The sequence below is a fragment of the Bacteroidota bacterium genome (assembly GCA_016720935.1).
Classification (GTDB): Bacteria; Bacteroidota; Bacteroidia; order AKYH767-A; family 2013-40CM-41-45; genus JADKJP01.
The window spans coordinates 1155124-1176553 of the sequence record JADKJP010000006.1 but is presented as its reverse complement, the minus strand read 5'-3'; the positions used below and the strand labels follow the sequence as shown (position 1 = coordinate 1176553).

The window sequence follows — 21430 nt, the reverse complement described above, 5'->3', positions numbered from 1 at the left end:
GAAAAATGAACACATAATTAAGCCGGAATCCAGTGCTTCCTGAATCAGTTGTTTTTCTCAATAATTTTCTGCCTTCCTATTTGTTATCTTCGCAGTTCAGGAAAATTTATGGCAGGTGTAGAAAAACTGGATCCGAAGCAATTTATCATTATAAAGGGCGCCAGGGTTCATAATTTAAAGAATATTGATGTTGCGATTCCACGAAATAAATTTGTGGTGATCACAGGTCTCTCCGGATCGGGAAAATCCTCTCTGGCATTTGATACTTTGTACGCGGAAGGACAGCGAAGATATGTGGAGAGCCTCAGTTCTTACGCGCGTCAATTTATCGGACGTATGGATAAACCCGATGTGGATTACATCAAAGGTATTTCTCCTGCAGTAGCGATTGAACAAAAAGTCAACTCAAGAAATCCACGGTCAACCGTTGGCACTTCAACAGAAATATATGATTATCTGAAATTGCTTTTCGCCAGAATCGGAAAAACCTATTCACCGGTTTCCGGCAAGGAAGTACAACGTCATAGTGTAGACGATGTGGTGAAGGAACTTTCCTCATTTCCTCCCGGGACAAAAGTACTTTTATACGCTCCGCTCCTGCTCCATGCCGGAAGAACATTGATAGAAGAATTGAACATTCTTTTGCAAAAAGGTTTCACCAGGGTTCGTATCATTGATACAGTTTACAAGATTGAAGAATTGCTGGATAAAGGCAATGCTGCCTTACTTGATAATGTCAGCAATGCGCTTGGCTTAGGAGCTTCGACAGCAAAACCGACTCGGAAAAAAAAGAGTGTCGCGGAGGATGAAATCAAATCAACTACTCCGACCAAACAATCCATTATTCAGATCGTCATTGATCGCTTTACGATACAACCGGATGACCCGGACAATATATCACGTATCTCCGATTCTGTTCAAACCGCTTTCTTCGAAGGACAAGGAGAATGCATTACTGAAATACAGGATACAGCAAAAAGCAAGTTGATTTCTTTCTCCAATCGATTTGAGTTGGACGGAATCAGTTTTGAAGAACCGAGTACACAGTTATTCAGTTTCAATAATCCTTATGGAGCCTGCAAACGATGTGAAGGATTTGGCTCCATCATAGGGATTGATGAGGACCTTGTGATGCCCGACAAAAGCCTTTCGGTGTATGAAGGTGCCATTGTATGCTGGCGCGGTGACAAGATGAAAGAATGGAATGAACAGTTGATTCGCAGTTCCTACAAATTTGATTTCCCGATTCATCGCCCTGTTTTTGAACTCACCCGCGATCAGCGCAAGCTGCTTTGGGAAGGGAACAATTATTTTAAAGGCATTGATTCATTTTTTCAATGGGTCGAATCACAGGCGTATAAAATCCAGTACCGTGTCATGTTATCTCGTTACCGCGGACGTACCATGTGTCCGGATTGTCGTGGAACACGATTGAGAAAAGATGCAGCTTATGTATTGATCAATGGAAAATCCATTACAGATGTTGTGCTGATGCCTGTACAGGACAACCTGCGTTTCTTCCGTGAATTGAAACTGAGCGATTATCAAATGCAGGTCGCGAAACGGATTCTGCTGGAAATTACAAGCCGGCTGCAATTCCTGAGTGATGTCGGCCTGGGTTACCTGACATTAAATCGATTGTCAAACACTCTCTCCGGAGGTGAATCACAACGTATCAATCTTGCAACTTCACTGGGAAGCAGTCTGGTTGGTTCAATGTACATATTGGATGAGCCCAGTATTGGTTTGCATCCGCGGGATACCGATCGATTAATTAAAGTGCTCAAATCGCTTCGTGATGTTGGCAACACACTCATTATTGTTGAACACGACGAAGAAATCATGAAAGCTTCCGATGAACTTATTGATATCGGTCCGGATGCAGGAAGAAACGGCGGGGAACTTATTTTCCAGGGTACATACAAAGAAATTCTCTCTGATCGGAAAAGCTATACCGGCCAATATCTCAGTGGAAAAGAAAGTATACCTATTCCCTATCGCAGAAGGAGCTGGAACAGTTTTGTAAAAGTAGAAGGTGCAAGGGAAAATAATCTGAAGAATTTGTCAGTAAAATTTCCACTTGGTGTGATGACGGTGGTAACCGGAGTGAGCGGTTCGGGGAAAACAAGTCTGGTAAAAAAAGTTTTGTATCCGGCGCTTAAAAAAATTCATGGTGGATATGGAGAACAAAGCGGAGTTTTTGATAAAGTAAGTGGAGATTACAACAAAATAACTTCCATTGAATTTGTTGATCAGAATCCGATTGGAAAATCATCACGATCCAACCCGGTAACTTATATCAAAGCTTACGATGAGATCAGAGCATTGTATGCTGACCTTCCACTTTCGAGATCCCGCAAATACAAGCCTTCACATTTCAGTTTCAATGTCGAAGGCGGACGTTGTGAAGTTTGTGAAGGTGAAGGCGAAGTCACCATTGAAATGCAATTCATGGCCGATATTCATCTGCTTTGTGAAAATTGTAATGGGAAAAGATTCAAACAGGAAATCCTGGATATTGAATACAAAGGAAAAAACATAGCGGATCTTCTTGGAATGACTGTCGATGAAGCCATTGAATTTTTCAGTGCTCCTTTGAAATCCGCCGGCAATGATCATAAGATCGCGACAAAATTAAGACCATTGGCGGATGTTGGTTTAGGTTATATCCGACTCGGACAATCCTCCAGCACGCTTTCAGGAGGAGAAGCTCAGCGAATTAAACTGGCTTCATTCCTGGGTAAAGGCCAGGCACACGATCATTCTTTGTTCATTTTTGATGAGCCCACTACTGGTCTCCATTTTCACGATATTAAAAAGCTTCTCAAGGCTTTTGACATGTTGATAGAACAGGGAAATTCAGTGCTCATCATTGAGCACAATCCGGATATTATCAAGTGTGCAGACTGGGTGATCGACCTTGGACCTGAAGGTGGCGATACAGGTGGAAATATAGTTTTCGAAGGCCCTCCGGAAGATTTACCTGCTTGTAAGGAATCCTTCACCGGTCAATTCATAGCTGAAAAGCTAAAACTGGTTAACCATTGATTCGCCTGAAAGCTGTTTTAATATGGACAATCTTGTTTCCAAAAGAGGCGCAGCCTGTTCTGGAAATCTTAGAAACTGTCAGAATTGAATAAAAACGAATAACAACCTCTGTTTCTTGCTGATTTCCAGGTACTCAAAAAGATACCTCCGGCCTTGTTCATTTAAATAATTTTCTATTTTTGTTGCGTATCCATTAAACAAATAAGCTAATTATTTTATGTCAGAGCACAACAGCCAGCGTGAAGAAGTATTTTCTAAATCGGTCAGAGCAGGAAAGCGCACGTATTTCTTCGACGTTAAAAGTACAAAGGCCAATGACTTTTACCTGACCATTACAGAAAGCAAGAAACGCATCGGAGATGATGGCAATCCATTTTTTGAAAAGCATAAAATTTTCCTTTACAGGGAAGACTTTCAAAAGTTTGTTGATGGGTTGAATGAAGCGATTGCGCATGTAGGAACATTAAAAGTGGATGCTCCTGACCATTCTGCCGGAAGCAGCCATGGACAAGGCGATTCAGCTTCTCCATTTAGTGATGTGAATTTTGACGATCTCGGTAAATAAAAAATAGGTATACTTTTGAAAGCCTTCTTTGTAAAAAAGAGGGCTTTTGTTTTTTCAATAAATGAATAATACATTGAAAAATATTTCGTCCACATTTTTATCAAATGAATTCTCTGCTGTCAGCAATTTATTTTGAAAGTGAAAATTCCTCGGGTGAAGATGTTCAAATATCCTTTGATGAAATCGCGAATGATCTCATCATTCACCGTGAGAATGACGTGCGTTTACACTGGCATTTAAAGTCCCTGAACATTGTTATTTCCGGCCAGCTTGCAACACTTAGCAAGTCCGATTCTGGTTCCGGTCATGTTCAATTTCAGCAACTGGAATTTGCCCGGTTTTTAAGAAAGAAAAAAGCACAGAAAGGGTATTCCGGTTTAATGAACAGGATTAACAATGCAGGCATTTATTTTTATCTGCTTATGCTTTCCGCTTTTTTTGGCTTGATACTCCTCAGTTATTTTTTTGTTCTTCCATGGGTTGCGGAAAGGGCTGTGGACATTCTTCCAACTTCCTTTGATACCCGCATTGGTGAATCTTTGTATGAGGGCATTACAGGAAAGGAAAACATAGACTCTGTTCAGACGAAAAGACTTCGTGATTTTGCATCCGGAATTCAATTCGATTCGGCAAGAACACTCCGATTTTCAGTCATTCAGTCAAAAGAAGCAAATGCATTTGCATTGCCGGATGGAAACATAATCGTCTATTCCGGAATCCTGCCACTGTTGCCTTCAGAAAATGCACTAGCCGCTTTGTTGAGTCATGAAGCGGCACATGTAACTCAAAGACATTCTATGAAATTGCTTGCAAAAAATCTTGCAGCATACCTTTTGGTTTCCACACTTTCCAGTGATGTGGAGGGGTTGATGGGTACCATGGCAAAAAACGCGAATATCCTGGGCACACTTTCCTTTTCCAGAGAATATGAAGAGGCTGCTGATCTGGAAGGACTGGCAATCCTAAAACGGAATAAGATCGATCCAAAGGGAATGAAGGAATTGCTGGAATCACTCAGCAAAGAAGACTCGGCTCAAATTCCGGACTTTTTAAGTACACATCCGGTTACAGAAAAGAGGATTCAATATGTTGAAGATTACCTGAGAAATGAAGGTTCCACAGCACAATCGGATTCTTTGCTCCAAAGAATTTTTCTGGAAATAAAGGCCGGATCCTCGAAATGAAGCAAAAGCGAAATCTATTTATTTGTATTTATATATTTGATATACAGTGTTTTATAATTTAAATGAGTGTGCTGTGAGTTGATCTAATCAGCCTCAAAATTCATAGATTTTTGAATCAATATTGCCGATCGCTTCTTCCCATTTGGAATACTAATGAACAATTTTTTGTTACAACTTTTCCCTGCTTCCCTCTCTGTATTCGATTCATGTTGGTAACTTTAGAAAGTTAATCCTCCCTAAAACCTTATTTTTGCAGTTCTTAAAATTCTATGCAAGTAACTTATTTTGGTCATTCCTGCTTTCTGGTTGAAATAAATGGTAAAAAACTGCTTTTTGACCCATTTATTAAACACAACCCTCTGGCAAAGCACATTGACACAACGAAAATAGAAGCTGATTATATCCTTGTTTCGCATGGACATGAAGACCATACAGCGGACCTGGTTGAATTGGCAAAGCAGACAAATGCAAAAGTAATCTCAGCCTGGGAGATTCACAGCTGGCTTCAAAAGAAAGGCATTACCAATACACATCCGATGAATATCGGTGGACATTGGATCTTTGAATTCGGCAAAGTAAAATCAGTACGTGCGGAGCATTCCAGCAGTTTTCCGGATGGAACTTACGCCGGGAATCCAATGGGATTTCTGATTGAATCACCGGAAGGCAATTTCTATTATGCCGGAGATACGGCATTGCATTTCGACATGAAACTCATTGGAGATTTCAAGCGGATGAATTTCGCCTTTCTTCCTATCGGAAATAATTTCACGATGGGAATTGACAATGCGGTCATTGCTTCTGATTTCATCAAATGCGATACGATTATTGGCATGCACTACGATACATTCGACATGATAAAAATTGACCAGCAGGATTCGAAACGAAAATTCGATCTCGCCGGGAAACAGTTATTGTTAATGAAAATCGGCGAAGCCATTGAAATATAATTAAGAGTACAACGTTCAATGACCTGAATAAATCAGACAGGTCAGGATGTATTGCCAAAAAATAATAACACGATTGACGATATGGGAAAAATAATAGCCATTGCAAACCAAAAAGGCGGTGTAGGAAAAACAACGACAGCAATGAATCTTGCTGCCAGCCTGGCTGTACTCGAATATAAAACTTTGTTGATCGACAGTGATCCTCAGGCCAATGCCACTTCGGGTGTAGGTTATGATCCACGGACGATCAAAATGAGCATTTATGAATGCATCATCAACGAAGCGGATCCGAAGGACATCATCATGAAAACAGAGACACCAAATTTGTTTCTGCTTCCCTCCCACATCGATCTTGTGGGTGCTGAAATTGAGATGATCAACCTTCCGAACAGGGAACGTAAAATGAAAGATGTATTAGACAAATTATCCGGTCAGTATGATTTCATCATCATTGATTGTTCTCCTTCCCTCGGATTGGTAACCATCAATGCGCTCACCGCGGCGAATTCTGTGATCATTCCGGTTCAGTGTGAATACTTCGCTCTGGAGGGTCTCGGCAAATTGCTGAACACGATTAAAATTGTTCAAAGCCGTCTCAATCCTGAATTGGAAATCGAAGGCATTTTGTTAACTATGTATGATAGCCGTTTGCGCTTGTCGAACCAGGTTGTTGAAGAAGTAAAAACACATTTCCAACAGATGGTTTTTGACACCATCATTCAACGAAATACAAAACTTGGTGAAGCTCCGAGTTTCGGACAAACCATCATCATGCATGACGCAAGCAGCAAGGGTTCTATCAATTACCTCAACCTTGCAAGGGAAATTCTTCAGAAGAATAACCTCACCAAAATTAAAGAAGCAGATAAGAAAATTCCGGTAACAGATGAGCACTAAGAAAAGCGCGCTGGGCAAAGGCCTCAGTGCATTGTTGGAGAATGCCGACACCGATGTAACGAGTAAAACAGGTGTCACCGGCTCAACCGGAGTTGTAGGTTCCGTTGCACAGATTCAGCTTGATCAGATTGAAGCCAATCCCTTTCAACCTCGTGTGGATTTTGACAAGGAAATGCTTCAGGAGCTTGCTGATTCTATCAAGGAGCAGGGAATCATTCAGCCGATTACAGTTCGTAAACTTGGCTATGATAAATACCAGATCATTTCAGGTGAACGTCGGTTTAAGGCTTCCAAACTGGCAGGACTTACAACCATTCCAGCCTATATACGTGTTGCCAACGACCAGGGAATGCTGGAAATGGCTTTGGTTGAAAACATCCAAAGACAGGATCTCAACGCGCTTGAAGTCGCTATCAGTTACAAACGTTTGCTTGAAGAATGTTCGCTGACTCAGGAAGAACTCAGTACTCGTGTCGGTAAAAACAGAAGTACGGTCACCAACTTTCTTCGTTTGTTGAGATTGCCACCCGAGATCCAGGCATCCATTCGTGACGGACGTCTGAGTATGGGTCATGCAAGAGCAATTCTTGGAGTTGAGAATATTGATCGACAGCTTGCGCTCTATCATGAGATTATTGAAAAACAACTGAGCGTCCGCGATGTTGAAAATCTGGCTCGGGAACGTGGAAATAAATCTACACTACGAAAAAAAGAAAATCAGCACAAGAACCAGTTGTCCTTTGAGTTTACTAAAATTCAGAATATTCTTTCCAGTCATTTTGGAGCAAAGATCCAGTTGCAACGTGCCCAAAATGGAAGCGGAAAGATTCAGATTCCTTTTGAAAATGACAGTGATCTGAACCGGATTCTGGAATTGCTTAATTATTAAGCAGCCTTGTGTTTCAATCTGTACAACCTGAAACAAACTCTTCCGGAATCAGTGTAGTTTATCCCAAAATCCTTAAAGTAAAAAATGACATCACCACACCGCCGACACTTTTTTAGTAAAGGCGTATGTGTCTTTTTCGCTGTTGTCATTTTTTATTTACTGAATGCAGGTAGTGTAAGTGCATCTGAACCTGATTCACTTTCCTTAAAGTCTAAACAGAGAGCAAATCGAACTGCACTTTCTTCTGCCGTGCTCCCCGGACTAGGTCAGGCGATCAATAAAAAATACTGGAAAATACCTGTGATTTATGCCGGGTTTGGAACTCTGGTTTACTTCATTGATTTCAATAATGGATATTATCACAAGTTCAAGACAGCCTATTTGTACAGGAACGATACCGACCCAAACACTATAGATGATTATCCGCGATACTCCAACGATGATCTAAAAGTCCGAAAGGATTACTACCGAAGAAACAGGGATCTTTGTTATATCCTCTCGGGAGTGTTGTACACAATGAATGTTATCGACGCTTATGTAGACGCCCAATTATTGGATTTTGATGTAAGCGATAACCTGAGTTTAAAAACCGGACCTTGTTTGGAAACAAATCCATTTGGTGAGCCAATGGCAGGAATAAAATTCACCCTTAATATCAAGTAATCGGAAATGAAAATAATTCTCATTGGCCACGGAAAGATGGGCAAAGCAATTGAAGCGCTGGCAAAAAAAAGAGGACACGAGATTAGTCTGATTGTTACAGATGAAAACAGCGCAAGCATTACATCTGAAGAGCTCTCAAAGGCAGATGTTGCCATTGAATTCAGTCAGCCTGATGCGGCATATGATAACGTCCTTCGTTGTTTTAATGCAGGATTACCTGTCGTTTCTGGAACTACCGGTTGGAACGAAGAATTGACTGAGGTAAAAAACCTCTGTCGAAGCGGAAACCACTCGTTTTTCTATGCTTCAAATTACAGCATAGGAGTGAATGTTTTTTTTGAGATCAACAAAAAACTTGCAGGTTTGATGAATAAGCTCGAACAATACGACGAGGTGTTTATCCACGAAAGTCATCATATTCATAAGCTGGATTCACCCAGTGGAACTGCGATAACTCTTGCTGAACAAATCATTGGTGAAATGGACCGGATCAAGTACTGGAAGAATTACAAGGGTGACGAAAATATCTCCGGCGAGGGAGATGACAACACGGAGCTTCCCATCTTTTCTACCCGTGAAGATGAAGTTCCCGGAACGCACATTGTGAAATACTTCTCGGATGAAGATGAAATAGAAATCATTCATAAAGCCCTGAGCAGACAAGGATTTGCACTGGGTGCAATAGTAGCTGCTGAATGGTTGAAAGGAAAAAAAGGACTCTTTGGAATGCAGGATTTATTAAAGTTCTGATGTGGATAATTAACGAGCTGTTAACCAATGCGGAAGCTTCTCTAAGTTACCTTCGCAAAGGCGAATTATATTTATAAAGAAAAATCGCATGGCTAAATTCAGAATAAACTGGGATTTGATTAAAGACATTCTGTTTGGAATTTTTACTCTTGGTGTCTGGTTTTTACTTAAACCAAAACCGGGACAAAGAAAAACAGTTGTTCGCGAATGGGTTGATGCCATCATCTTCGCAGTCATTGCAGCGACAATTATCAGAACCTTCTTCATAGAAGCTTATACCATCCCTACTCCATCCATGGAAAAATCACTTCTTGTTGGTGATTTCCTTTTTGTGAGTAAAGTGAGTTATGGTGCACGAGTTCCGATGACCCCGCTATCTTTTCCTTTTGCCCATCACACGCTACCGCTTGTCGGAGGGAAATCTTATCTGGAATGGATCAAAATCGGCTATCACCGACTTCCGGGATTTGGTCATGTAAATCGCGGGGATTGCGTTGTCTTTAACTGGCCGGCAGAAAACCTTGGTCGACCGGTTGATAAGAAAGAGAATTATATTAAACGATGCATCGGATTGCCGGGTGATTCCATTGAATTGAAAGACAGAGACGTTTTTATACAGGGACAACCAATTCCTTTACCAATCAATTCACAAACATCCTATCATGTAGTAACCGATGGAACAGGATTTAGTGAACAAGCGATTGATAAGCTTGGCCTTCGCGATGGCGAAATGATGTCTCCGACAGAATTTAATTTCTTCCTGACCAGAAGTGCAGCCGAAACTTTGAAATCGTTCGGTAACGTGAAAAAGATTGAGCCAAACATGGTTCCAAGGAAGATTTACCAGGATTTCATTTTTCCATTCAATTCAAAATATGGATGGAACGTTGACAATTTCGGACCACTATGGATTCCAAAAAAGGGAGCTACGATCCCAATAGACACAAGTAATATAGATTTTTATCGTAAAGTGATTGGTGAATATGAAGGCAATAAACTGGAAGAAAGAAATGATAAGATTTTTATCAATGGAACCGAAGCCAATTCATACACCTTCAAGATGAATTACTATTTTATGATGGGAGACAACAGGCACAACAGTGCTGACTCACGCTTCTGGGGCTTTGTACCAGAAGATCATGTAGTGGGTAAAGCTGTATTTATCTGGATGAGCTGGGATACGAATGGCAGCTTCCTTCACAAAATCAGGTGGGGAAGGTTGTTTCACTTGATACCGAATAATTAACTGTGGGTTTCGGGTTCCGGGTTCCGGGTTTCAAGTTCCGGTTTTCGAGTTTTGAATTATGTTTTTCATATTCCGAATTGAGATTAGATAATCCAAAAAAAACAACTCGGAACCCGGAACATAAAACTTATATTACAGAAAGAAACCTCACCGTATCCACTCCATCCGCGTAATCACTTAGGCCCGGGTGTTGAGTGTTTCCTAAGTCGGTAAGAATTTGTTCCAGACCGGATCCGGAGAACAACTCCTTATTTTCAGTTGCAATACATTGCAATTTTTCTCTGTCGTTGATGAGTTGTTGTCGTAACTCATTTTCATCTGTGTACTTTTCATAATGAACAACAGCGATCGGTGACGGGATGGAGACATCCTCTTTGAGAATCATAAAACCATTTTGCAGAAAAGGAATTGTCTTTAATAAATAGACAGTATTGTGGTATTCAAAATTGTTCATGTACTTATTGTGACCCATCACATCCTGAAAAGACATCATGGATTCAAAAAAGAGGGAAAAATCATATTGTTCAGGGACATACAGTTTTGAAATATTCCTGCATCCCAAACCAAAATAACGAAAGATATCTTCGCCAAGAAGTTTGAGCTGTGCTGCAGTTTCGTTACCCTTGAGCACAGCAACACCGTTCCTGTTTTTACGGATAATGTGAGGTACTTTTCCAAAGTAGTGCTCAAAATATCTGGCTGTGTTGTTACTGCCGGTCGCGATCACTGCATCATAATGCGCCAACCGATCGGTGAAAGAAACCTGTTCTTTGAACCCCGGTTCGATGTTTTGCAATAAACCGGCAATGTATGGAAGAAGCAATGCGTCATCGGATGCATTTTTTCCGAGATATGAATGTCCGCTTATCAATACGCTCAGGAAATCATGAAATCCTACCAGTGGAATATTTCCCGCATTGACCACCCCGACTCTTTTGGAGACAAGCTGCTTTTCTAATTGCAAATGATACGGCTCAATCCAACTTTCAAGCTTATTTTTTGTAAGTAACTCTGCCCATTGCCTCAAAGCAAAAACAGTATTTTCAGGGATAAACCAGGGATTCTGGAGTTGTGCAGACCGTAGTACATGACGAAAATCAGAGTCTATTGTATCTCCTTGTCCTACAGTGTTTTCTGTGCTTTCCAGCATTTGCTTCAGTTTAGCCCCTAACTCTGCGAAAGCACTAATCCTTTGGTTCTGATTCATCAACATGTTTATTTTCTTATCAGCAATTCCAATTCAGTTCACAATTCCTTGTATTCCGTTTTGATATGTACTTTTTCTGGTTAATTTTGCTCCCATTATTGAACCTCAAAAGTAGAAAGGAAATTTTTATGGCCATAAAGATTACAGAAGAATGCATCAATTGTGGAGCTTGCGAACCGGAGTGTCCGAACAATGCAATCTACGAAGGAGGCGCTGAATGGCGTTTCTCCGATGGAACTAGTGTCAAAGGTATGTTTAAAAAAATGGACGGTTCTGAAATAGATGCTGATGCTGCCCAGGCACCACTTTCTATGGACGCTTACTATATCGTTACTGATAAATGTACAGAATGTGTCGGATTCCACGACGAACCACAATGCGCTTCCGTTTGTCCGGTTGATTGCTGTGTGGATGATCCTGATTTCCGTGAAAGCAAAGATGATTTGTTAGCTAAAAAAGGTCGTTTGCACGTGTAATTTAGCCAAGCGATTAAAAGAATATTAAGAACCGCAAACCGTTATAGTTTGCGGTTTTTTTAATTTTACAAAATGGCATTCCTGAGAATCAATACTCTTTTTTATCGGCTGAGAATAATCACATTTCTCGTGTTTGTCATTCCTGTACATTTATTCTCACAGCCTGACACTGTTGCGAAACCGGAAACGGACAGCACTAAAAAATCATTCTTTCAAAATCTGATTCACGAAATTCAACGAGGCAAAAACGATTCAACAAGGCTAGCATCTAATTTACAATTCAGACAAATTATTGATTCGGTATTGCGAATCCCTTCATCCTATCAGGCAAATTTCGATACGATAAAAAATATTTCCGTGTTAACTGCTCCGGGAGAGAAATTCAGAATTTATACCTGGACACTACCCTACTTTGACGGAAATCGATACGATTACTTTGGATACATCCAGGTGCCTTCTGATTCGGGAAATAAAATCCGACTAATTCCGCTGCAGGATTCCACACTTGTTATTCAGAAACCACAATCAGAAAAACTAATTTCGGAAAGATGGTATGGATCTGTGTATTATTCCATTCTTGAAAACAAGGCAGGTAAACGTACTTTTTACACTTTACTTGGGTGGAAAGGCGTCAATTCAATCTCTACACAAAAGGTGGCGGAGGTATTGTATTTTGATCATGACAATCCACGATTCGGTTTTCCACTCTTTAAAACCGGCAAAGTTTATAAAAACAGATTAGTCTTCACATTCACCGCTCAATCAGTGATGACTTTGCGATATGACAATTCAAAAAATATGCTTGTCTTCGATCATCTTTCCGGGACTTCTGATAAAAATCAAGGTAGTGAAGACCAGGTTACAATTGGTGGTCCTGATGGCACCTATGATGCAATGAAATTCAAAAAGGGGAAATGGATACTTCAGCAGGATGTTGACGTCAGAACCAAAGGAAGTCAGAAAAAACAAACCAATTGATGCTTCAATCAATTTTTGAGGTTAAATGACGTGAAGGAAGGCTGTTCTCAAGTCTTTCCTAAAGGCTTTTTTTATAGCTTCGCATGCTGAAAACCCGGTAAGAAATATGGAAATCAAGAAACTATTTATCCCTGGGCCCACTTTTGTTCATCCGGATGTCTTAGCCAAGATGGCAACACCCATGATTGGCCACAGGACCAAAGAAGCTTCCGAACTCCAGAAGCGCATTACTCAAAAAATGCAGCGACTGATGTTCACCCAGAATAAGATTGTCCTGAGCACTTCTTCAGGTACCGGTTTGATGGAAGGCGCTATCCGAAGCGCGACACAAAAAAGAGCAATCGTTTTTTCTGTGGGCGCATTTGGAAAACGATGGTATGAACTCGCCAAATTAAACGGTATTGAAGCCGACCTGCACGAAGAGGAATCCGGTCATCCGACATTACCGGAGACCGTAGAAAAATACCTGAAGACAGGCAAATACGATACAGTCGCGATCACCCATAATGAAACCTCAGTAGGAATCATGAATCCTGTTGAAGCGATTTCTGTAGTCATGAAAAAGTATCCGGATGTGGTTTGGATGCTGGATTGTGTGAGCTCACTTGGAGGAGCGAAAATTGAAGTTGACCGTCTTGGTGTAGATATTTGTATCACATCCTCACAAAAAGCACTTGCACTTCCTCCGGGATTATCGCTCGCTTCTGTTTCTCAAAAGGCTATAGATCGAATTGAAAAAATCGGACCGCGAGGATATTATCTGGATTTTGGAACAATGTTACGTTTCATTGAGAAGAAGGATCATCAATATCATTGCACTCCTTCCTTATCGCACATGTTCGCTCTGGATTTTCAACTGGATCGTATCGAAAAAGAAAATATCGAGAACCGATTTATCCGTCACATTGAGATGGCAGAATACATGATCAACTGGGCCAATCACTATTTTGAAGTGTATTGTATGCCGGGTTTTGAATCCTTAACTGTGACATGCATTCGCAATACAAGAAATATTAATGTCAGCGAACTCAACAAAGAACTTGCTCAAAGAGGCATGCTGATATCGAATGGTTACAATGAACTTAAAGATAAAACTTTCAGAATCGGTCACATGGGAGATCTTACACTGGAAGATCTCGAGGAATTAACTTCAGAAATGGAGAAAATTCTGAAGCTTCAGTAATTCCTGATATTATTCAACAAAATAATAATTCATTCTTCACCAATTAATACAATGGCAATACTTAAACCCTTCAAAGGAATCCGACCAAAAAAAGAATTTGTAGCGAAGATCGCTTCCAAACCTTATGATGTGCTCAACGAAAAGGAAGCCAGAAAAGAAGCGGAAGGAAATCCTTTGTCTTTCTATCACGTCATCAAACCTGAGATCGATTTTCCGGATGATTTTGATCACTATGCGCCTGAAATCTACAAGAAAGGAAAAGAGAATTTCGACAAATTATTCAAAGACGGAATTTATTTTCAGGATGCGCAGGAATGCTATTACATCTATGCCCAAACAATGAACGGGCGAACTCAGTATGGTATTGTCGGAGGTGCTTCTGTCGACGATTATGTGAATGATGTGATCAAAAAACATGAGCTTACGCGTCCTGATAAAGAAGAAGACCGTAAAAACCATGTGCGTGTAAGCAGTCTCAATTACGAACCGGTATTTTTTGCTTTCCGTCATGTAGCGGCTCTTGACGCGCTGGTGAATGAAATCATCAAAGCTGAACCTGAGTATAATTTTGTTACAGAAGATGGCATCGGTCATCAGTTCTGGGTTGTGAGTGACAAAAACAGAATTGATCGCATCACAAATTATTTTGCCGCGATACCTAAGACTTACGTAGCGGATGGACATCACCGTACCGCGGCTGCAGCTCTGGTTGGAAAAGAAAGAAGAGAAAATAATCCAAATCATACCGGAAAAGAAGAATACAATTTCTTCCTTGCGGTTCACTTCCCCGACAATCAATTGGCTATCCTGGATTACAACAGAGTTGTAAAAGACCTGAATGGTTTGACTCAGGACCAATTTAAAAACGCGATCAGTAAGAGTTTTGATATAGAAGAAAAAAGTTCAACAGCATACAGACCTGAACACCTTCATGAATTCGGTATGTATTTAGGTAAGCAATGGTATAAGCTAACTGCTAAAAAAGGAACATTTGACGATAATGATCCGATTGGTGTTTTGGATGTAACCATTCTTTCCAAACAAATCCTCGAACCAATTCTGAATATCAAAGACCTCAGAACAGATAAAAGAATTGATTTTGTAGGTGGATTAAGAGGATTAGGAGAACTTGAAAAACGCGTCAACTCCGGCGAAATGGAAGTAGCTTTTTCAATGTATCCTGTTTCAATGAAGCAACTGATTGACATCGCTGACGGAGGATTAACCATGCCTCCAAAAGTAACCTGGTTCGAACCTAAATTAAGAAGCGGATTAATTTTGCATTCCTTAAACGACTAATACTTTGCATGAAAAATATCATGAACGATATCGACTATCGCGAAATCTCTTCAAGGATAGAAAAAGTCGACTCAACAAGTAAAGCATTTTGGGGAAAAATGAATGCCGCTCAGATGATTTGTCACGCAACAGATATCCTGAGAGAAGCCACCGGAACCAGGCTAACGAAAGACATGAGTAATTTTTTCAGCCGGACATTTATAAAATGGTTATCACTTTACATTCTTCCGTGGCCGAAAGGAAAATTGCCAACCAGTCCGTATTATGATGCAGAAAAGAAAGGAACCAGTCCATCTGATCTTAAAAACGACAAAGATGTATTGCTGAAAATGCTCAGCAACATGAGATCCATGCCGAGTTTATCTCCTCATCCTTTCTTCGGGAAATTATCCAATAAAGAATGGGGAAGAGCAACTTATCTCCACCTCGATCATCATTTGAAACAATTTGGTTGTTGAATTATTATAATCCAGCTTATTTTCCGGAGTTGAATTGATTAATTAAAAAGCAGTCTACTGAATTCTCAATTTATTTTTCTTTAAAAATAGAATCCGGTACACCTTTGTTGATTTGATAATTCGAAAAGCTGAGCATGATTCTTCCCTTTTTACTCTGCTTACCCGGATCCTTCGCGTTTGAATTATAATTATTAATATCCGCGGCCACAGCCTTAGGGATTTTGAATTTCTTTGTATCCACAGTTACTGTCATGCTATCCGGCAAAGCGTACTGAGCAAATTTTCCGTACACATATTCCGACAAAATTGTGCCGTTTGTACGGGTAGTGATTTGAGAACGCATCACCAGACTTTGTTTTGTATCCATCCAGAATTTACCGAGGATCATATCACTGGTATCCGACACCGGAATGATGGAAATTACAGACACGGGAATATTGCGGATACTTTCTTCACCCTGGTACAAAGCTGAATAAGAGACGGTATCGGCAAGAGCTTTTAGCAAGTCATCAAATCCCTGTTTTGGGAGTATGGCAATTCCTTTGGATTTGATTCTCATTTTATCCGGTGCTTTGTAATAAAGCGTTGCTGAAACAGGAAGCATCTTAATGAAGGGAATATCAGTTTTAATAACCACATCCGTTTGGTAATTTTTCACCTGACTGAATTTCACATTCACAGCTGCAATAACCGCTCGTGGATCGCTGGCTTTCAAATTGACAGAAAAAATCAGAAAAATTAATAATGTGCTGATCTTTATTTTCATGAAAGAATATCCTTTCGTTTAAAATACACAATGGAAACACCTAAGAAAACCGCTATGTGAGCTATTAAAGCATAAATGGAAGTTCTGATTTGCTCCATGGGTAAAGGGTCTTCAAACAAATTTCGCCAGACGATCATGTGAGTGGTGAATAAAAATGGTTTTACTTTATCAAAAAGAGGGACTTCCATGGTACCGACAATTGTAAACAATATAATGATCGCCATCGTGATGATGATGGGTCCGATAGAATTTTCTGTGAAACACGACAACATCAATGAAAGCGCTCCGACTAATGTAAGCGCAAGAAATGCTAAAGTCAAAGCCGTGAGGAATCTCCACAATACATCTCCAGACTGAAGGATGATTACTTCATCTGTTTTCAATACGATGAGATCCCCCGGACCGAATACTACAAGGCTGAGAAACAAAGCCAGGATTCCAAGCCAGATCAGCATCAGTAAGGTGTATAAAGAACCGGCAAAAAATTTCGAGAGAAGTATGGTTGTCCTGTTAACCGGACGTGTAAGTAATAATCGAATGGTTCCGGTCGCCGCTTCTCCACTGATTAAATCACCGGTTACCAGAGCGATCAATAAGGGAATCTGAATAATGAGTGTCTGGAGAATAATAAAACAGATCAGATTTCCATTTAAAATTTTCCCTTCAAATAAAAATGTCTGTTCGATGTTTTGGGTTACAAATCCAATGTAGGAAGTTCCATCTATCCACATTGCAAGCTGAATAAGAAAAATCACCATCGTGATTGCCACAAAACCAATATAGCTTCGAGGGCGAATCGCGATTTTTTGTATTTCAAGCCAGGTAAGTCTTAAAAACATGGATCTAGTATTTTCAGTGGATTAGATTGTATCAATTTGAAGTCAGTTTCAGGAAATAATCTTCAAGCTTTCTTTTTGATTCAATCGACTTCACTCCTATTCCTTTTTCGCATAAATGTTTATTGATTTCCGGAACCATGGATTCACTTAAATGAAGAATAAGCAAGCCTTCCTTTTCCTCGATAAAATATTCCTTCCATTTCGATTCAATCAGAACTTGCTTTGCTTCTTCTGGTGTATTTACTCCAATTGATACAATGAGGTCTTCACTGCTCAGCAGAGATTTTACATCTCCCTGAACAATGGTCTTGCCTTTGTTGATGATAATCATTCGTGAAGCAATAAGTTCTATTTCTGATAAGATATGTGATGATAAAAACACAGTCTTTTTCAAATCCTTTTGCAAATGCAAAATCAGGTTTCGTATGTCGATAATTCCTTGTGGATCCAGTCCGGTAGTCGGTTCATCCAAAACGATCAGATCAGGGTCATGAATTAATGTTTGAGCGATTCCCAATCGTTGTTTCATTCCATGGGAGTAACCTTTTACTTTGTCCTTTTCCCTTCCCTTCAATCCAACCAGCTCGAGCATTTCTGCCACTTTTGATTTCGATGGTTTAACACCAGAAAGCGCGGCGAAATATTCCAGGTTCTTTTCCGCTGACATGTATTTATAAAAGTCAGGCTTTTCAACTATGCATCCGATTTTGGAAAGAATATGGTTACGATGATGATTTAATTCCTTTCCGAATATTTTGATACTTCCCTGTGACGGACTAATCAACGATAACAACATGCGGATGGTGGTGCTTTTTCCGGCGCCATTAGGACCAAGAAAACCAAAAACATCACCATAAAAAACATCCAGATTCAAATTATCAACCGCTTTAAATGATCCGTAATCTTTACTTAGATCACGAACGGCAATAATTGATTCCATTGAATTTGCAATGCTAGTATCAGACTTCATCTTTCTTGTTCAATTAAATATCAGTAATAAACAATTCCTTCATCCACAGTACCACACAATTCGGCTTTATTCTGTTGAAATAATTTTCCAATGGCGAGTGCAATCAAAGCATCCACTTCATTCCAGGTATTGAGTTCATGCATCAGTGGCAAACCGATTATTTCTGATATTTTTTCCGAGATCTCGGGAATTTGTTCTGTTTCTTTTTTGTATCCCATCGCGTTTAATTTCATTCTTGAGATAAAGGCAGGTGGATAAACTTCATAACATTCAATTCCTGATTTTCTCAGGACACTGGAAAATTTCATTGCCCTTGCTGTGAGGCCTCCCATTAACATTGGCGAAACAGATTTGAGTTTTTGATCCGATTCCCGGAAAAAGTAATCTTCTGTTGTTGGCAATCCTCTGTAAATTCCGGGCAGAGTTAAAGGCGCATCAAGGAAAACACAGCTGATCTTTTTCTGTTGAATAATATCCAGTAAAAATTTATCAGCATCTTCATTTTTTTCGCAATTGAAAAGGCGAATAGTTGTTTGTCCGGGAACAGCTATTACAGATGTGCCCGACATCTTACCACCAAAATCTATTCCTGCAGGTAATGAAATTTCCATAATACAATGGAATCAATTTAGTCAATATACTGCCGAACGTAAATTCGGAAAAATCATTTCAATTTGGATAAAATTCTTTCATCCATTGGTGAAACACGTGATGGAAAAAAGGCAAGTAATTCCCCATTTTCGCTGATCAGATATTTGCAAAAATTCCATGTCGGTTGCTGTTCATTCCAGCCATTTTGAGATTTATCTGTTAACCATTTGTATAAAGGTGACTGATATTTTCCCTTCACATGGATCTTCTCAAATAATTGAAAAGTTACTCCATAATTTTTCTTACAAAAACTTTCGATTTCTGTAGCGCTTCCCGGTTCCTGTCCTGCAAAATCATTGCAAGGAAATCCCACAACAGTGATCTTGTCTTTGTATTCTTTACTGAGCTTTTCGAGTTCATCGTATTGAGGAGTGTAACCACAGTGGCTTGCAGTATTTACAATCAATAGCTTTTTTCCCTTGAATTGCTGAAAATCAACCTCATTTCCACTTAAGTCCTTCATCTTGAAGGAATAGATTGAAACTGACTCGGAATCAGGAGACAAACTTACCGGTCTTTCCGCGGGTCGGGAACAGGAAGCTAAAAGCGCGGTAAAGGGAATACTCAGATAACTAATCAGTCGTTTCACGGGTGCAAGTTACGGATATGATGAATTTATACCTATTGATCGGGAAAATTAGGTCAGGATTCCATTAAAAGATCATCATTGATGTTTGCATCTATAAACATGTTGAAACGGAAATAGTTTTAGAAAAAAACATCTTGTTTAATTGAGCCTGACAAGTTTACTTTACAGGGTGAATTTCAACAAAGAAAATGTTGACTGTATCCGCAAGGAACTTGAGCCTTACCAGGCCAAATTGGTAGCAGTTAGTAAGACCAAACCGACGGAGAGTATTCGTGAATTGTATGATTATGGTCAACGTGCTTTCGGCGAAAATTATGTCCAGGAATTGTTGGAAAAGCGAAATGATCTCCCTGCAGATCTGGAATGGCATTTCATTGGACATTTACAAAGCAATAAAGTAAAACTCATCTCCCCTTTTGTTTCCCTGATTCATGGTGTTGATAGTCTTAAACTGTTGATAGAAATCAACAAACAAGCTGCAAAGGAAAACCGGATCCAAGATTGCCTGTTACAAATTTTTATCGCCACTGAAGAAACCAAGTTTGGTTTATCCTTTGATGAAGCCAGAGAAATTCTGAATTCACCTTCGCTACAATCCCTGAATAACCTGAAGATAAAAGGCTTTATGGGAATGGCCTCATTCTCCGATGATGAACAAAAAGTTCGAAAAGAGTTTCGTTCACTTCGAACATTCTTTGAAGAACAAAAATCAGTAAACAATGCACCGTGCATTTCATTAGATATTTTATCAATGGGAATGACCGGTGATTATCTCCTGGCTCTCGAGGAAGGGAGTACCATGGTTCGAATTGGTTCCGCGATATTTGGCGAAAGGACTGTTTCATAGCCTATGGAATTTTCTGGAATCATCTTCGCATTACTTGCGACAATCTCCTGGTCTTTTTGCATATTTCCGTTCACCCAGGCAGCACGACGGCTGGGTTCGAATCCGCTGAATCATTTCCGGCTTTTGCTTGCGACACTAACCATTGGTGCAACTTCATTGATTGTTGCTCCTCAGGCTTTCATAAACATGTTTACCTCCGATTATCTGCCAGCCTGGTTATGGCTTGGTTTATCCGGAATCATTGGACTAACGGTAGGTGACTATTTTGGATTTGGAATGTATGCTATTCTTGGCCCAAGGCTCGGAAGTGTGCTAACCACATTTGCACCCGCCGCGGCACTTTTACTTGGATCTGTACTCGTTGGAGAACACATTTCTTTGATTGGAATTATTGGCATGGCAATTACCATCATCGGAGTCATTACCATCAGTCTTGGCAAGAGTGAACGTGAGCAAATCCCTGATCATGGCCATGGCAGCACTACCAAAGGAGTTATCTTTGGAATCCTTGCGGCTACCTGTCAGGGAGCCGGACTTGTACTTGCAAAAAAAGGAATGATTGCTGAAAATGTTACGCAACACCAGATGCTGCCATTGCATGCTACGTTTATACGATTGATGATAGGAACTGCTTCTCTGTTTTTACTCACATTTATTCAGGGCAAACTTGGCGCGATGTATTTATCAATACGCACAAATCCTAACAAAGGAATCAGGTATGCCATTTATGGTACTTTTTTCGGTCCAGTATTTGGCGTGACCATGGCTTTGTATTCAGTTTCTCTCATTGACGCTTCAGTCGCTCAAACCATGTTTTCACTCGTTCCGGTGTTTGCTTTGTTCCTGAGTTTTTTCCTTCATAAAGAACGCTTCACCATGAAATCTCTTGCAGGGGTTTTTGTAGCCATTCTTGGTGTAATAATTCTCATTTGGCGGGAAAAATTAAATGAATTATTTTAGTCTTCGCTATAGTTC

The 21430-nt window shown here is 40.1% G+C and carries 22 protein-coding genes; 16 read left to right on the top strand and 6 right to left on the bottom strand.

From position 1 onward, the window contains the following. The first annotated feature begins 108 nt into the window (after positions 1-108). The 9 genes from uvrA to lepB all read left to right on the top strand — a co-directional run bounded on the left by uvrA (position 109) and on the right by lepB (position 10192). Entirely contained in the window at positions 109-3048 is a 2940-nt protein-coding gene (gene uvrA / locus IPP86_13070; protein MBL0139439.1) for an excinuclease ABC subunit UvrA, read from the top strand. Positions 3049-3265: 217 nt separating this feature from the next. Continuing rightward, a complete protein-coding gene (locus tag IPP86_13065; protein MBL0139438.1) occupies positions 3266-3613 on the top strand; it encodes a PUR family DNA/RNA-binding protein in 348 nt (115 codons plus the stop codon). A gap of 104 nt (positions 3614-3717) precedes the next feature. Continuing rightward, positions 3718-4797 carry a M48 family metallopeptidase gene (locus IPP86_13060; GenBank protein MBL0139437.1) on the top strand — a complete coding sequence of 360 codons (1080 nt, stop codon included), beginning with the start codon at positions 3718-3720 and terminating at the stop codon, positions 4795-4797. A 269-nt stretch (positions 4798-5066) separates the two neighbouring features. Continuing rightward, positions 5067-5747, top strand: a complete 681-nt coding sequence (locus IPP86_13055; GenBank protein ID MBL0139436.1) for a metal-dependent hydrolase — start codon at positions 5067-5069, stop codon at positions 5745-5747. Between the two features lie 81 nt (positions 5748-5828). Continuing rightward, positions 5829-6644 (top strand): ParA family protein, encoded by an 816-nt coding sequence (locus tag IPP86_13050; protein ID MBL0139435.1) that lies wholly within the window; start codon positions 5829-5831, stop codon positions 6642-6644. Continuing rightward, positions 6634-7533, top strand: a complete 900-nt coding sequence (locus IPP86_13045; protein MBL0139434.1) for a ParB/RepB/Spo0J family partition protein — start codon at positions 6634-6636, stop codon at positions 7531-7533. The genes IPP86_13050 and IPP86_13045 overlap by 11 nt, the downstream gene beginning before the upstream one ends. A gap of 84 nt (positions 7534-7617) precedes the next feature. Continuing rightward, positions 7618-8196 (top strand): hypothetical protein, encoded by a 579-nt coding sequence (locus tag IPP86_13040; GenBank protein MBL0139433.1) that lies wholly within the window; start codon positions 7618-7620, stop codon positions 8194-8196. A 6-nt stretch (positions 8197-8202) separates the two neighbouring features. Continuing rightward, positions 8203-8946, top strand: a complete 744-nt coding sequence (gene dapB, locus IPP86_13035) for a 4-hydroxy-tetrahydrodipicolinate reductase (protein ID MBL0139432.1) — start codon at positions 8203-8205, stop codon at positions 8944-8946. 88 nt (positions 8947-9034) lie between these two features. After that, positions 9035-10192 (top strand): signal peptidase I, encoded by a 1158-nt coding sequence (gene lepB / locus IPP86_13030; GenBank protein ID MBL0139431.1) that lies wholly within the window; start codon positions 9035-9037, stop codon positions 10190-10192. Positions 10193-10319: 127 nt separating this feature from the next. On the opposite strand, the gene IPP86_13025 is transcribed toward lepB, so the two are convergent. Further along, positions 10320-11399 carry an acyl-CoA reductase gene (locus tag IPP86_13025; GenBank protein ID MBL0139430.1) on the bottom strand — a complete coding sequence of 360 codons (1080 nt, stop codon included), beginning with the start codon at positions 11397-11399 and terminating at the stop codon, positions 10320-10322. 128 nt (positions 11400-11527) lie between these two features. On the opposite strand from IPP86_13025, the gene IPP86_13020 reads away from it, so the two are divergent. The 5 genes from IPP86_13020 to IPP86_13000 all read left to right on the top strand — a co-directional run bounded on the left by IPP86_13020 (position 11528) and on the right by IPP86_13000 (position 15793). Then, positions 11528-11875 (top strand): 4Fe-4S dicluster domain-containing protein, encoded by a 348-nt coding sequence (locus IPP86_13020; GenBank protein ID MBL0139429.1) that lies wholly within the window; start codon positions 11528-11530, stop codon positions 11873-11875. 72 nt (positions 11876-11947) lie between these two features. Next, entirely contained in the window at positions 11948-12853 is a 906-nt protein-coding gene (locus tag IPP86_13015; protein ID MBL0139428.1) for a hypothetical protein, read from the top strand. Between the two features lie 106 nt (positions 12854-12959). After that, a complete protein-coding gene (locus IPP86_13010; protein ID MBL0139427.1) occupies positions 12960-14036 on the top strand; it encodes an alanine--glyoxylate aminotransferase family protein in 1077 nt (358 codons plus the stop codon). Positions 14037-14087: 51 nt separating this feature from the next. After that, positions 14088-15335: a DUF1015 domain-containing protein gene (locus IPP86_13005; protein ID MBL0139426.1), complete on the top strand. Its 1248-nt coding sequence runs from the start codon at positions 14088-14090 to the stop codon at positions 15333-15335. A gap of 20 nt (positions 15336-15355) precedes the next feature. After that, the gene (locus IPP86_13000; GenBank protein MBL0139425.1) at positions 15356-15793 is read left to right on the top strand and encodes a DUF1569 domain-containing protein; all 438 of its coding nucleotides are present in this window, start codon (positions 15356-15358) and stop codon (positions 15791-15793) included. Between the two features lie 70 nt (positions 15794-15863). Here the strand turns inward: IPP86_13000 and IPP86_12995 are convergent, their stop codons facing one another. The 5 genes from IPP86_12995 to IPP86_12975 are packed head-to-tail and all read right to left on the bottom strand — an operon-like array spanning position 15864 to position 19482. Further along, complete coding sequence (locus IPP86_12995; protein MBL0139424.1) at positions 15864-16559, bottom strand: hypothetical protein; 696 nt, start codon at positions 16557-16559, stop codon at positions 15864-15866. Further along, entirely contained in the window at positions 16556-17398 is an 843-nt protein-coding gene (locus tag IPP86_12990; protein MBL0139423.1) for an ABC transporter permease subunit, read from the bottom strand. The genes IPP86_12995 and IPP86_12990 overlap by 4 nt, the downstream gene beginning before the upstream one ends. Before the next feature lie 31 nt (positions 17399-17429). After that, positions 17430-18368 carry an ABC transporter ATP-binding protein gene (locus IPP86_12985; GenBank protein ID MBL0139422.1) on the bottom strand — a complete coding sequence of 313 codons (939 nt, stop codon included), beginning with the start codon at positions 18366-18368 and terminating at the stop codon, positions 17430-17432. A gap of 20 nt (positions 18369-18388) precedes the next feature. After that, positions 18389-18979 (bottom strand): hypothetical protein, encoded by a 591-nt coding sequence (locus tag IPP86_12980; protein ID MBL0139421.1) that lies wholly within the window; start codon positions 18977-18979, stop codon positions 18389-18391. A gap of 53 nt (positions 18980-19032) precedes the next feature. Further along, the gene (locus tag IPP86_12975; protein ID MBL0139420.1) at positions 19033-19482 is read right to left on the bottom strand and encodes a glutathione peroxidase; all 450 of its coding nucleotides are present in this window, start codon (positions 19480-19482) and stop codon (positions 19033-19035) included. A gap of 295 nt (positions 19483-19777) precedes the next feature. On the opposite strand from IPP86_12975, the gene IPP86_12970 reads away from it, so the two are divergent. Further along, positions 19778-20455, top strand: a complete 678-nt coding sequence (locus IPP86_12970; GenBank protein MBL0139419.1) for a YggS family pyridoxal phosphate-dependent enzyme — start codon at positions 19778-19780, stop codon at positions 20453-20455. A 3-nt stretch (positions 20456-20458) separates the two neighbouring features. Further along, a complete protein-coding gene (locus IPP86_12965; GenBank protein ID MBL0139418.1) occupies positions 20459-21415 on the top strand; it encodes a DMT family transporter in 957 nt (318 codons plus the stop codon). Positions 21416-21430 lie beyond the last annotated feature (15 nt).

Excerpts from the sequence above, each read along its gene's own strand:
- uvrA (MBL0139439.1), top strand. The coding sequence starts at position 109 with ATGGCAGGTGTAGAAAAACTGGATCCGAAGCAATTTATCATTATAAAG.
- IPP86_13020 (MBL0139429.1), top strand. The coding sequence starts at position 11,528 with ATGGCCATAAAGATTACAGAAGAATGCATCAATTGTGGAGCTTGCGAA.
- lepB (MBL0139431.1), top strand. The coding sequence starts at position 9,035 with ATGGCTAAATTCAGAATAAACTGGGATTTGATTAAAGACATTCTGTTT.
- IPP86_13005 (MBL0139426.1), top strand. The coding sequence starts at position 14,088 with ATGGCAATACTTAAACCCTTCAAAGGAATCCGACCAAAAAAAGAATTT.
- dapB (MBL0139432.1), top strand. The coding sequence starts at position 8,203 with ATGAAAATAATTCTCATTGGCCACGGAAAGATGGGCAAAGCAATTGAA.
- IPP86_12990 (MBL0139423.1), bottom strand. The coding sequence starts at position 17,398 with ATGTTTTTAAGACTTACCTGGCTTGAAATACAAAAAATCGCGATTCGC.
- IPP86_12975 (MBL0139420.1), bottom strand. The coding sequence starts at position 19,482 with ATGAAGGACTTAAGTGGAAATGAGGTTGATTTTCAGCAATTCAAGGGA.
- IPP86_13065 (MBL0139438.1), top strand. The coding sequence starts at position 3,266 with ATGTCAGAGCACAACAGCCAGCGTGAAGAAGTATTTTCTAAATCGGTC.
- IPP86_12965 (MBL0139418.1), top strand. The coding sequence starts at position 20,459 with ATGGAATTTTCTGGAATCATCTTCGCATTACTTGCGACAATCTCCTGG.
- IPP86_12985 (MBL0139422.1), bottom strand. The coding sequence starts at position 18,368 with ATGAAGTCTGATACTAGCATTGCAAATTCAATGGAATCAATTATTGCC.
- IPP86_13050 (MBL0139435.1), top strand. The coding sequence starts at position 5,829 with ATGGGAAAAATAATAGCCATTGCAAACCAAAAAGGCGGTGTAGGAAAA.
- IPP86_12980 (MBL0139421.1), bottom strand. The coding sequence starts at position 18,979 with ATGGAAATTTCATTACCTGCAGGAATAGATTTTGGTGGTAAGATGTCG.
- IPP86_13015 (MBL0139428.1), top strand. The coding sequence starts at position 11,948 with ATGGCATTCCTGAGAATCAATACTCTTTTTTATCGGCTGAGAATAATC.
- IPP86_13060 (MBL0139437.1), top strand. The coding sequence starts at position 3,718 with ATGAATTCTCTGCTGTCAGCAATTTATTTTGAAAGTGAAAATTCCTCG.
- IPP86_13055 (MBL0139436.1), top strand. The coding sequence starts at position 5,067 with ATGCAAGTAACTTATTTTGGTCATTCCTGCTTTCTGGTTGAAATAAAT.
- IPP86_13045 (MBL0139434.1), top strand. The coding sequence starts at position 6,634 with ATGAGCACTAAGAAAAGCGCGCTGGGCAAAGGCCTCAGTGCATTGTTG.
- IPP86_12995 (MBL0139424.1), bottom strand. The coding sequence starts at position 16,559 with ATGAAAATAAAGATCAGCACATTATTAATTTTTCTGATTTTTTCTGTC.
- IPP86_13010 (MBL0139427.1), top strand. The coding sequence starts at position 12,960 with ATGGAAATCAAGAAACTATTTATCCCTGGGCCCACTTTTGTTCATCCG.
- IPP86_13000 (MBL0139425.1), top strand. The coding sequence starts at position 15,356 with ATGAACGATATCGACTATCGCGAAATCTCTTCAAGGATAGAAAAAGTC.
- IPP86_13025 (MBL0139430.1), bottom strand. The coding sequence starts at position 11,399 with ATGAATCAGAACCAAAGGATTAGTGCTTTCGCAGAGTTAGGGGCTAAA.
- IPP86_13040 (MBL0139433.1), top strand. The coding sequence starts at position 7,618 with ATGACATCACCACACCGCCGACACTTTTTTAGTAAAGGCGTATGTGTC.